This window comes from Gemmatimonadaceae bacterium, assembly GCA_019752115.1.
Taxonomy (GTDB): Bacteria; Gemmatimonadota; Gemmatimonadetes; order Gemmatimonadales; family Gemmatimonadaceae; genus Gemmatimonas.
Window position 1 is genome coordinate 1 of record JAIEMN010000014.1, and the last position, 11,754, is coordinate 11,754.

Annotated in this window: 11 protein-coding genes; 2 read left to right on the top strand and 9 right to left on the bottom strand. The window is 68.6% G+C overall.

Annotation, left to right across the window (positions count from 1 at the left end):
- Positions 1-144: 144 nt before the first annotated feature.
- The 6 genes from K2R93_06540 to K2R93_06565 form a co-directional block, all read right to left on the bottom strand.
- Positions 145-2,385: a S9 family peptidase gene (locus K2R93_06540; GenBank protein ID MBY0489482.1), complete on the bottom strand. Its 2,241-nt coding sequence runs from the start codon at positions 2,383-2,385 to the stop codon at positions 145-147.
- Positions 2,386-2,944: 559 nt separating this feature from the next.
- The gene (locus K2R93_06545) at positions 2,945-3,586 is read right to left on the bottom strand and encodes a hypothetical protein (protein MBY0489483.1); all 642 of its coding nucleotides are present in this window, start codon (positions 3,584-3,586) and stop codon (positions 2,945-2,947) included.
- 8 nt (positions 3,587-3,594) lie between these two features.
- Positions 3,595-4,572, bottom strand: coding sequence for a M20/M25/M40 family metallo-hydrolase (locus tag K2R93_06550; GenBank protein ID MBY0489484.1), 978 nt, complete (start codon positions 4,570-4,572; stop codon positions 3,595-3,597).
- Positions 4,569-5,102, bottom strand: coding sequence for a hypothetical protein (locus tag K2R93_06555; GenBank protein MBY0489485.1), 534 nt, complete (start codon positions 5,100-5,102; stop codon positions 4,569-4,571). Before K2R93_06555 ends, K2R93_06550 begins: the two co-directional genes overlap by 4 nt.
- Complete coding sequence (locus K2R93_06560) at positions 5,099-5,506, bottom strand: hypothetical protein (GenBank protein MBY0489486.1); 408 nt, start codon at positions 5,504-5,506, stop codon at positions 5,099-5,101. Before K2R93_06560 ends, K2R93_06555 begins: the two co-directional genes overlap by 4 nt.
- Positions 5,494-6,780, bottom strand: coding sequence for a DUF4403 family protein (locus K2R93_06565; protein MBY0489487.1), 1,287 nt, complete (start codon positions 6,778-6,780; stop codon positions 5,494-5,496). Before K2R93_06565 ends, K2R93_06560 begins: the two co-directional genes overlap by 13 nt.
- Here K2R93_06565 and K2R93_06570 point away from each other — a divergent pair.
- A complete protein-coding gene (locus K2R93_06570) occupies positions 6,740-7,576 on the top strand; it encodes a hypothetical protein (GenBank protein MBY0489488.1) in 837 nt (278 codons plus the stop codon). The two genes, K2R93_06565 and K2R93_06570, sit on opposite strands and share 41 nt — an antisense overlap.
- Positions 7,577-7,595: 19 nt before the next feature.
- Positions 7,596-8,129 (top strand): hypothetical protein, encoded by a 534-nt coding sequence (locus K2R93_06575; GenBank protein ID MBY0489489.1) that lies wholly within the window; start codon positions 7,596-7,598, stop codon positions 8,127-8,129.
- On the opposite strand, the gene K2R93_06580 is transcribed toward K2R93_06575, so the two are convergent.
- The 3 genes from K2R93_06580 to thrC are packed head-to-tail and all read right to left on the bottom strand — an operon-like array spanning position 8,059 to position 11,753.
- The gene (locus K2R93_06580) at positions 8,059-9,645 is read right to left on the bottom strand and encodes an amidohydrolase family protein (protein MBY0489490.1); all 1,587 of its coding nucleotides are present in this window, start codon (positions 9,643-9,645) and stop codon (positions 8,059-8,061) included. The two genes, K2R93_06575 and K2R93_06580, sit on opposite strands and share 71 nt — an antisense overlap.
- 24 nt (positions 9,646-9,669) lie before the next feature.
- Complete coding sequence (locus K2R93_06585; GenBank protein ID MBY0489491.1) at positions 9,670-10,407, bottom strand: SDR family NAD(P)-dependent oxidoreductase; 738 nt, start codon at positions 10,405-10,407, stop codon at positions 9,670-9,672.
- Entirely contained in the window at positions 10,404-11,753 is a 1,350-nt protein-coding gene (gene thrC, locus K2R93_06590) for a threonine synthase (GenBank protein MBY0489492.1), read from the bottom strand. Before thrC ends, K2R93_06585 begins: the two co-directional genes overlap by 4 nt.
- Position 11,754: the final 1 nt, after the last annotated feature.

An 11,754-nucleotide genomic window follows, 5' to 3' on the forward strand; every position in this document is an offset into this window, starting at 1 on the left:
GTTTTAAACTGACCCCACATATAACACCGAGTCACATATAACACTGGGGCGCGCCGCGGTTGAGCCGGCGCCCGCCCCTGTGCTCTCTGCGACTCTGTGGCCTCTGTGCGATCAGTTCAACGATCTATCAACCACACCAGACGATCAGTTGGCAACGTTCTTGTTGCCCTGCAGCCAGTACCCGAACCACTGCCGCAAGCGGCCGAGGCGGTCCACCAGCAGCCACGGTTCGCCGGTGCGCGAGAGGTCGTGGTTGGAGCGCGGGTAGCGCACCATCTCCACCGGCACGCCCTGCTTCTTGAGCGACATGAACCAGATCTCGGCGCTCCCCATCGGGGTGCGGTGGTCCTCTTCGCTCTGCACGAGCAGCATCGGCGTCTTCACCTTCTGCACATAGCGGATCGGCGAGAGCGAGTCGTACAGCTTCTGGTTGTCCCACGGCTTGCCGTAGAACTCGAACTCGGTGAGCCCCTGCGCGTCGCTCGAGCCGTACCAGTACGTCCAGTCGGTGATCGTACGGTCGGTTTCGATCGCCTTGAAGCGCGTCGTCTTGGTGGCGAGCCACGTCGTCATGAAGCCGCCGTACGAGCCACCGGTGGCGCCCATCTTGGTGCTGTCCACATCGGGGCGCGCGGCCGCGATGTCCACGGCCTTCATGAGGTCCTGATAGTCTTCCATGCCCCAGCGGCCGCGCGTGCTGTACGTAAAGTCGGCGCCGTAGCCGCTCGACCCGCGCGGGTTCGTGAAGAGCACCCACATCCCTTGGGCGGCGAGGTTCTGGAACTCGTCGAACCAGCCTTCGCCGTAGGCCGAGTGCGGGCCGCCGTGGATGTAGATCACGAGCGGGTACTTCTTGCCCGCCTCATAGCCGTACGGCTTCATGAGCCAGCCCTCGATTTCGAGGCTGCCCACGCTCTTGTAGGTGAAGCGCTCGGCGTCGCTCCACACCACGTCGGCGTTCACGGCGTCGTTGAAGCCGGTGAGCTTCCGCTCGCCCGTGCCGTCGGCATTGGCCACGAAGAGCTCGGTCGGCTTGGCCATGCTCGTGGCCACGAACGCCATGACCTTGCCGGCCGGGTCGTACGCGGTGCCGCGGATCTGCCGACGTCCGCCCACGAGCTCCTTCGGGGCGCCGCCGTTCATGTCGGCCTTGAGCACCGCCGTGCGGCCACCGATTTCCGCCGTGAACTGGATCCCGCTCGGCAGCCAGTCGATCGCCGCCGGCTCGTACTGCCACGTGCCGAGCAGATTCTTCGGCGTGCCACCGGCCACGTCCACCGTGTAGATCCGCGCGCTCTTGGTACGGGCCGGGCGACCGATGAAGGCGAGCTGCTTGCCGTCGGGCGACCAGGTCAGATCCGACTCGGTGCCGAAGTACGGCGCCACTTTACGTGGCGCGCCGCCATCGACACTGATCACATAGATGTCGGCATCATTCTTTTCCACTTCGTCTCGCTTCTTGTCGTACGGCAGCTTCGCCAGCGAGTCACGCTCGAGCTCCACGACCGAGTCCGGGCGCAGCGAGGCGTCGGCCACGAAGGCGATCCACTTGCCATCGGGCGACACTGACGGCGAGCGGTGCGAGTACGCCGTGTTGGTGAGCTGCTTGCGGGCCGTATCGCCCATGTTCTGGCGGAAGAGCTGCTGCGGGCGCCAGACGCGCGGCACGCGACGGCTCGGGAGGAAGCCCACGCCGTTGGCCTTGTAGGTCATGTCGGTCACGTGGCGGCCATCGAAGCGCGCCGGATCGGCGGGCTTGGTGATCGCCTCGATCCCCGGCCGGGCCATCACCGGCATGCGGCCGAACGGGTCGTTCGCCGCCACCTGGGGCGCCGGCACGACGGCGTCGGTGAAGATGCCGAAGCTGCCGTTCTCGGGCATCGAGCCCGTCGGATACCCCTCGACCTGAATGGCCTCACCGGCGGTCTGATCGAGGCGGATCGCCCACGTGGCGCCCTTGCCGCCCGGGCGCTGCGACGTGAAGAAGAGGTACTTGCCGTCGGGCGACCAGCGCGGATTGCTGCTCTCGGTGCTCGGCGACGTCCAGCGCTGCGGGGCGCCCCCGTCGGTGTTCACCACCCAGACCTCGCTGTGGCGCCGGTTCTCGGCTTCCACGGGGGTGGTCACCGTCATGGCGATCCGCTTCCCGTCGGGGGAGACGGCCGGGGTGCTGACCGTCGCGACGCGATACCAGTCGCGGAGGAGCATCGCCCGGGGCCCCTTGGGGAGCGGGGCCAGCGCCGGGGTCGCGGGGGCGGCAGCGGCGGCGGCCCCTCCGCCCTGCCCGCGCTGGGCCAGGAGCGCGGAGGGGGCCAGGACCAGGAATGGCAGAGCCCGTACCAGCGGGCGCCACGGGCGGGCAAACGTCATCGGCAGGTGGGACATGTCAGGTCGGGGTGGGGAGACCAAAAGGCCGGATCCGGCCAGGGACCGGACCGGCGTGTTCCGTGACACACCGAAGCATAGCCAGCAGGCGGGAAGCCGGAACCGGGGCGCTTCTGCTGTGATAAATGACCCGCCCCTCGCTTGCCTCCCGCGCGTACAGCCCCTACCATTGCGGCATCGCGGAGGAGCGGCCGCGTAGACGACCGTGCAGCCCGGCCCCGGCATCCCGTCGGTCACCGGTTCTGGCGGAAGTCACCCAGGGAAAACCGATGTCGTTTCGCCTGTTGTCCCACCAGCCATCGAGGAGGTGATCAATTGTCTAGTTCCAGTCCCTTAGCCGGCTCGTACTTGGCAGTCGATCTCCGCGTCGACGCCTGGTAGCACACAGGTAGTTCCGGCTCGGCATCCAGTCGAGCCGGCGGGGAACACATCGAAACGGCCGCATTCCTTCCAAGGGGATGCGGCCGTTTCACTGTTCTACCCAAAACCCAGGACCTAAAGCTCGGAACCCACAACTGATCAGTTCAGGGTTTCGTGTTCTTGGTGGTGGGTTGTGGGTTTACCAGCGGAGGAGGGTCGCGCCGAGCTCAAACGCCAGCAGCTTGCTGTACGGCGGCGTGGTGCCGTCCCACCGGCCGTTCGACGCCGACGGATTCCGGCGCAGGATGCGGTTGAGTCCGCGCTGAAAGGTGATCCGGCCGCTGACGGGGAGCCGATGCCGCGTGCGGGCTTCGAGGGCCAGTCGCGCGGAATACTCCTGCGGCGACGGATCGAGGGTGAAATCGAGCGACGAATCGAGACGGTGGGTCCCCGTGCCGTTCGCCGGCCAGGCGATGACGGCCCCGCCGCCGAGGGCGAGATCGACGACGCCGACCGGGAAGAGGCGGCGCATGACGAGCGCGGCGATCTCGGAATAGTCGGCGTGCAGCGTCCACCCGTCGGCGATGGCCCCCCGCTCGTACCGGTCGAACACCAGCACCCCGCGCCAACGCGACGAGTGCACGTGCGAGAGCGCGAGCCCCGCGCCGCCGGCCGGGCGGGCTTTGAACTTCCCGGGGAGCACCGGCTGCGACCACGCCGAGGCGCCGGCGCTCACGAGTGCCTCGAGCGCCCAGCGACGCGACGGGAGCGTATCGACGGCCTGCGCCCTCGCCGAGCCACCGTGGACCATCAGAAGGCCCACGGCGATCGCGAGGCGCACCGCCAACCTCACGGGGCCGGCTTCCGCGTCTTGAAGATCTCCGGCAACGACTTGTCCGCGCGGCGCGCGAGGGCAATCGCAAACTCCACCGTGCCGCGGTAAAACTGCGGATCGATCTTGTCGGCGTCGTCGCCCGGCTTGTGGTAGTCCGGATGATCCTCCACGCCAAGGTAGAGGAACGGAATGCCCTTGGCGTGGAAGGAGCCGTGGTCCGACGAGTTGGTCCAATCGTCGCCCGGCTTCAGGTCCTTGGTGTCATGGCCGAACTTGATCGGCACGGCGGCGGTCTTGGCGACGGCGTCGGCGATCGGCTTGAGCGCCGGGTAGTGCGACGTGCCGCTCACCCACAGCGCCTGGCCATCCTGCCGCGCGATCATGTCGAGGCTGATATCGAGGGCCACCGCGGCGAGGTCGATCGGTGGAGTGGCCACGAACGCTTTCGACCCCTGAAGCCCTCCCTCCTCGGCGTCGAAGAACGCCAGAATCACATCGTGCTCCGGCTTGTCCTTGAGCAGCCGCTCGCCAAGCGTGAGCAGCGCGATGCACCCCGACGCGTCGTCATCGGCGCCGTTGTACGTCTCGCCGTTGCGCACGCCCAGATGATCGTAGTGTGCACTGACCACCAGCACCGGCCCGCCGCGCTTCTTCCCCGGGATCCGCGCAACGAGGTTGGCGCCCACGGTATCGGTGCTGCCGGCACGCGGCCGCAGCTTGATGGGCATCTCGAACGCGCCGTTGAGGACCGGCTGCGCGCCCATGGCGGCGAGCTCGCCAATGATCCACGCCCGCGCGCGCGCCGAGCCCGGGGATCCGGCACGACGCCCTTCCATCGAGTCGGCGGAGAGCGTCGCGATGCGACGCATGATCCTGGCGGTGACCGAGTCGGTCACGGGGCGGAACTGGGCGTGGCCGACCACAGCCGACGTGCTCACCAGGAGCGCGGCTGTCGCCAGCTGCGACACCGCACGAGAAACCGAACGGATCACCGATCCACGTCCTGCCAGCAACTGGCACTTATGAGGAGAAAGAGCGTCAGCCCGCCGACGCCTGCCCATTCATGATACCACCCGGCCGCGGCGGCGGCGCAGACCAGCGAACAGAGCAGCGTAATCAGGGCCCAGCGTTTCCGCTTGCGGAGCCCGAGAAAGATCGGCCACGTCAGCACGGCAACCAGAAAGAACGGCAGCCCCTCGCGCCACGAATTGCGTACCAGCTGCTCGAGCCCCCCGGAGACAGCGCTCCCGAGTAGCACGAACCCGACCATGAGCTGAAGCGGGAGGGTTCCGATCACATAGAGCAGCGCCGATCGCCGCAGCACCACGAGCTGCATGGAGCCCGCATCGCCCTCCGCGTCTTCCAGCTTGGCCACGACACCGCTCACTCGCTCGGCGATCGTAGGCGGCGACGAGGGGACCGGCGGCAAATCGCGGCCATCGAGTCGCGCGGGATGGCGCGGGGCGTCGCTGGCGAGTTGCGCGGGTTCGTTGTCGTCGAGCGGGCGATTCGGGGTGTTCATTGATCCAGTTCGTCGCGGATGCTGATGAGGATCCCGAGCCAAATGGCACTGACACACACGTTGCCCCAGCTGCCATCGGTGAAGGCGGTGAATGCCTTCTGCATGATGACACCGACCTGGGCGAAGAGGAGCGCCAAGAGGCCGGCGCGTCGCCGCTGCGTGATGGCGCGGTAGATCGGGATCGCGAGGGCGAGCTCGACAAGGGCCGCCACAGTCGTCACGAGATTGGCCGCTGGTTCGAAGGTGAGTGCCCGTCCATCGAACGTCACGCGCTCGCCGGCCACGAGTGCTCCGATGACGACCAGGAACATCGGAACGGCAAGGACCGCCACCACGAGGGCCAGCAAGCGCACCAGTTTGTAGCGGAACGACGGCGTCCGCTCACGCGAGATCACTGAATCCACACCCCACTCTGCCCTGTCAGCAACGCGCGCACGACAAACGCCGTCGCGCTTGTGGTTACACTGAGAATCTGCACCTCGCGCACACTGCTCCCCATCACGATGCCGGGGGCCAGCGTGCCATTGAGCACGGTGAGCAGTTCCGCGCGTGTCGAGTCCAGCTGGGCGCCGAGCGCGATCTTGCCGCCGTTCGTCGCCTTGCGAATGGCGCGCCCGACGAGCGGCGCCGCCAGGGTGCTCGTGACGCGCGAGAGGGCCCCGCGGCTCTGCAGCGTCCAATCGAGATCATCGAGGCGCAGCTCACGCGCCGCCGCGTCCCAGCGCATGCGCGACGTGAGCGACAGGCGCCCCTTGATCGCCCCGCTCACCGCCAGATCCACGAACACACTGTCCTGCACGCCGCGCACGAACACCGAATCCACCCGGACACTCGACTTGCCGGTCTCGGCTTGCATGAGCACCGCGGCCTGCCGCGCCAACTCATCGAACGGCAGCTCGGCCGTCACGGGGACAGTGAACTCCGCCGGCGCCGTGCCCAGTGCCAGACCAGGGAGCGGACGCGCGCGCACCGCCGGCTTGGCGCCGGCAATGATGCGCGGGCGCGCATAGAGTACGAGCGTCGTGGTGAGCGCCGGACCGTTGCTGGCAAACGGTGTGACGCGCACCGCCTCGGGCTCGATCAGCAGCCACATGGCGTTGGTCGAATCGAGCGGCGTGGGCTCGAGAAAGCTCTTCCACAACGAGTCGGCCAACGTGCGGAACTCAGCAACCTGCGGGATCGCGCTGTCGGCCTGCGCCGCAAAGGTGGCGAGCTGCTTGTCCACGATGGACTGCAGTGTCCCGGTCGCGTTCACCCCCAACGCGGTGACCTTGCACGGGTCAACCAGCGTGGCCGCAAGCCGGGTGTCGCGCGAGCCGATGCGCCAATCCTTGCGCCAGTAGAGCGCCGTACTCATGGCGAGATCAGTGCGACGCATCTCCTCCGGCGCGTAGCCGCAACTGGCTACGCGCGCGCCACCGATCACGCCCAGCTGCGCGCGATACCCGAGGCGGGTAGTGATGCTCATCCGGTCGCCGTCGGCGCGGAGGGTGAGCGAATCGCGGCGGTACACGTACTGGTGGCACACCAGCCCGGCCGCACTGGCGCACCGCGCGGCGGTGAGGGAGTCGCGCACCGGGAAGAGCGAGTCGAGCGCCGGGCGCAGGGCGCGCAGCACGTAGGTCACCTTCACCGGAATGACGGCGACGCCGCCCCCGCCCGGCAACGCGGCGGGCACCGCGCCCGGTGGCACCGTGCCTGGCGCCGCGCCCGATGGCACCGCGACTGGCGTGGGGTTCGCTCCCGGCTGCGGGTTACCCGCGCAGGCCGCAACGAGTACCGTTGCGGCCGTCATCCACCGCGAGATCCCGCGCCCGCTGGTGCTCATCGTGCTCCTTCCCAACTCGCGTGCCGCCATGCTGCTCCACTCGCTGCGTCCGTCGGTGACCCCCAGTTCGTCCGCGCGCCTGCGCCTCGCGCGCCGCCTCTGTATGCTAGCGGCCTTCGTCCCTTCCGCGCTGCTGGCGCAGATGGGCGGGATGGGAGGCATGGGCGGCATGCGCGGTGGTGGAATGGGACGCGGCGGCATGGGGCGCGGCGGCATGGGTGGACCGCGCATGGAATCCCCGGCCGAGCGCGCGCGAAAGACCATCGAGGAGGGCAATCCGTTCACCCTCCTGCTCGAACACAAGAAGCCGCTCCAGCTCAGCAAGGCCCAGCAGGATACGTTCAAGAGCTACGCGAAGGAGCTCAAGGAACGGCAGGAGCCGCTGTTCAAGACGCTCGATCAGCTGTTCGGCGACGCCCGTGGCGGCGGTCGCCCCGGTAGCCGCGGCGGCATGCTCCCCGACAGCGCCAAGACGCTGCTCGATCGGCTGGTCGATATCCAGGACGCCTATCGCGACCGCGCCTACGCGACGCTCGATAGTACGCAGCGCCTCCGCGTGGATTCGATCCAGAACGCCATCGTGCAGCAGCAGCGCGAGAAAGCCGAAAAGGAACGCGAGTCCTTCGAGAAGCGCCGACGCGGGTGAGGGGCTATTCTGCTCCCACATGTCCCACGCCCGCGCCACGCTCTACGCCATCCTGGCGGTGCTGCTTGCCTATGACGCGCAGCGCGTCATTCGGCTCGCGCCCGAGGCGGTAGGGCTCTTTGGCGGGATGACGCTGGGCGTGCACGAGCTCGGGCATCTGCTCTGGAGCCCGCTGGGCGAGTGGTTCGGGATTGCCGGCGGCAGCCTGACGCAGCTGATCGCCCCGCTCGCCGCGTGTCTGGTGATTCGGCGTCAGGGCGACCGGCTCGGGGCCGTGCTCCCGCTCTTCTGGCTCGCCTCGAGCCTCGGCAATCTCGCGGCGTACATCGCGGACGCGCGCGACATGGACCTGCCCCTCGTGTCGATCGGCGATGGTGAGGATGTCGTGCACGACTGGAACTATCTGCTGGAGCACGCGGGCGCGCTCACGCGCGACGCGCAGTACGCGGCGTGGTGCCGCATGATCGGGTGGCTGGTGATCGTCAGCGCCGCGGTGCTCTTCGTGCGGGAGTGGCGGCGCCAATCGTCGAGCGCGCCGAGAGCGGGCGCGTGATGACCCGCCCCGCCTGTACGCCGGTCACCTTCGCGTCGCGATAGGCCAGCTGCCCGTTCACCACGACGTGCACGATCCCGTCGCTCGGTCTGGTGGGGGCGTCGTACGTGGCGTGATCGATCACGGTGGCGGAGTCAAAGACCACGACATCGGCCCACTGACCGGCGGCGAGTCGCCCGCGATCGGTCAGCCCAATCGTGCTCGCGGGGAGTGCCGTCATCTTGCGAATGGCATCGGTCCAGGTGAGCGCGTGCGTCTCACGCACGTAGTGGCCGAGTACCCGCGGATAGGTGCCCCAGTAGCGCGGATGCAATCGCGGGTTGCGCGACGCGCCGCAATCACAGGCAATACTCGTGGCGGGGTACTGCAGGATCTGCACGAGATCCGCTTCCGATCCGAAGGTGAGAATCGCACTCGGCGAGTTCTTCGCGACCAGGCGCACGACGGCGTCGCCGGGTGAGGTGGCGGTACTGTCGGCCACGACCTTGGTGAGCGGCTGCTGCGACTCGGGCAGGTACACGCCGGTGACGCCGGTAAAGCGGGCCACGAGCGCGCTGTCGATTTCGGCCACGATCCGCGCGCGGGTAGCCGGATCGGCGATGCGCTGCTGAAACGCCGGCACGCCGCCGTCCTGCGCCCACGCCGGCACGAGGAGCGCGGCCAACGCCGTCTGGCCGGCGAGATAGGGATACGCATCGGCGGCAACCGGGCGCCCCGCCCGCGTGGACGCCGTCATGGAGGCGAGCACCGTCGGCGCCCCGCCCTGTTCACGCCCCTGCACCTTCATGTGCGTGACGACCGGCATGAGCCCGGCGCGCGTGCCGATCTCGATCGTTTCCGCGATGCCCAGCTTCGACGAAAACCCCGTCTCGGGGCGCAGCCGATCGTGGTTCGTGAAGATGGTGTGCCAGGTCCGTGCGGTGTCCACCACCTGCACGACTTCATCGGCGGTGGCGAAGTAGCCGGGCTTGTAATCGAGCCCGGCGCTCACCCCCCAGGCGCCGTCAGCGAGCGCCTTCCCGATCAGCCCCCGCATGCGCGCGATCTCGGCCGCCGTGGGCCGGCGATCGCTCACGCCCACGACCTGGGCCCACACACTGTTGAACGGCGCAAAAGCGCCCACGTTCACCGCCAGACCGCGCGAGGCGTACCCGCTGGCCTGCTGCGCAACATCCACCGGGCCACCGCCGTCGGCGTTCACCAGTTCGGTGGTGACGCCCATCTGCAGCATGTTCTCGGCGGTCGCCAGCGCGCCGGCTTCGGCGTGGCTGTGAATGTTGATGAACCCGGGCGCCACCATCAGCCCGCGCACATCGAGCACCGTCGTGGCCGTGGCGGACGCCGGCACAACCCCGACCCGCACGATGCGCCCATCCCGAATCGCCACGTCGGCCCGGCGCATTGGCGCGCCGCTGCCATCGAGCACGGTGCCGTTGCGGAGGATCAGGTCATAGGGCCGCTGCGCCGATAATGCGAGTGGTAGCAACAGCCCCAGCATTCCGATGCGCACACGCATGCCCTGCCTCCGCTCTCCGGGTGATTACCAGCCCCGCTCGGCGCCAGTGTAGTCGAGGAAGGCGCCGCTTCGGTCGCGCGGCAAACGATCCGTCTGCACCAGCAACCCCAGGGCACTCTCGTCGATCGGCACCTTGAAGCCGGGCCCCTCGGGGCTCACCGCAAAGTTGCCGGGATTGCCAATCAGCACCGTGATCCGCTCGTCCGCCAGATCATGGGCGAGGGCACGCGTGAGCATGTTGAGCGCCGCCCCGCTCGCGCAGGCGGCGTAGTCGCCGCCCATCGTCTTGCCGCCAAGCGATGCCAGCCACGAGTTCACGACGAGAATGCGGGCGCCATCGCCCCGCGCGAGCCACGGCAGCAGCGTGCGCACCAGCAGCAGCGGCGCCACGGCGTGCCGCCGATAGTGCTCGGTCAGCCCCGTACCCGTCAGCGTGGAGAGATGCGCATCGCGCTCGGCGTCGCTCACGCGATCATGCGGCCCGGGTTCGGCGGGCGCGATAATGAGCAGGTCGAGCGAATCGGTGAGACTTTCGAGAATGGGCACCGCGTCGGCCACGCTCGACGGATCGGCGGGGTCGAATGCGAGCAACTCGAGGCCACCGTACTCGGCGCGCAGATCGGCCAGCACCGGTACGCGCGCCGGATTGCGCGCGGCGGCGTAGACGCGATCGCCGCGCTTGAGGCTCTGCCGCACGAGTTCGACGCCGAGGGGCTGCGAGGCGCCGGTGATCAACACCCGACGGGGGCTCAAGGCGGTCATGCGAGCGCCCTCTGCCGGACCGCGAGTACCTGCTCCACCGCCTGCACGGTGGCGTCGATCTCCACCGGGCGGTTGGCCTGCGCGAAGTCCTTCCGTTCCTGATGCAGCTCCACGAGCATGCCGGGATCCTTGAGTACATGTCCGGTGAGCACCGCCACCACGCGATCGCCCGGGTGAATGACGCCCTGCGCCACGAGCTGCTTCACCCCCGCGACACTCGCGGCACTCGCCGGCTCGCAGCCCACCCCGGCCGCATCGATGGCGACCTTGGCGTCGATGATCGCGTCGTCGGTCGCGGTGATCACGAGGCCGTTGGTTTCGCGAATCGCCCGCACGGCGCGATCCCAGCTGGCCGGATCGCCGATGCGAATGGCGGTGGCAATCGTTTCGGCCTGCACGGTGTAGCGCGTCGCAAAGCCTTCGGTGAAGCCCTTGGCGAACGGCGCAGCCCCGGCCGCCTGCACACTCACGAGCCGCGGCACCTTGGTGATCAGCCCAAGCGCGTGGGCCTCACGCAGCGCCTTGCCGAAGGCGGCCGTGTTGCCGAGGTTGCCGGCCGGTAGCACGATGAAGTCGGGCGCGTCCCAGCCCAGCTGCTGCAGGAGCTCGAAGACGATCGTCTTCTGCCCTTCGACGCGCCACGGATTGATGGAGTTGAGCAGGTAGATGCCGAGTTCGCGGCTCGCCTGCTGCACGAGGCGCAGACAGGCATCGAAGTCGCCGCGCACGAGCAGGGTCGTCGCGCCATAGGCGAGCGTCTGCGCCATCTTGCCGAGCGCCACCTTGCCGGCCGGGACGAAGACGAGCCCTGGAATCCCTGCCTGTGCCGCATACGCCGCAAGCGACGCCGAGGTGTTGCCAGTGCTCGCACAGGCTACGGCGGTGGCACCGGTGCGCACCGCCTGCGTGGTGCCCACGGTCATGCCGCGATCCTTGAACGACCCGGTGGGGTTGTAGCCCTCGTGCTTGAGCAGCAGCCCCTCACACCCGGCGTAGGCGTTCACCCGCGCGCGTGCGAGCAGGGGCGTGTTGCCTTCCGGGTGGCTGGTGATCGCCGCGCCAGCATCGGGCATGATGAGCGATTCGAAGCGCCACACACCGCTCGCGTGGCCCGCCGGGCGTGCGCAGCAGTGCTGCGCAAACGATGCCTTCAGTGCCGCGGGATCGAGCGGGAGCGCATCGGCGCCAACCGGCGCCCGATGGATGATGGCGAGCAGACCGCCGCAGAGCGGGCACTCGGGCGCCGCATCGAGCGCGCTCAGCTCATGGCCGCAGGCATCACAGCGCTGCACGCTGCGCTGCCCGGGCGCTTCGTGCGCGCCCAGAAAGAGTGGCGAGGTCGCCATG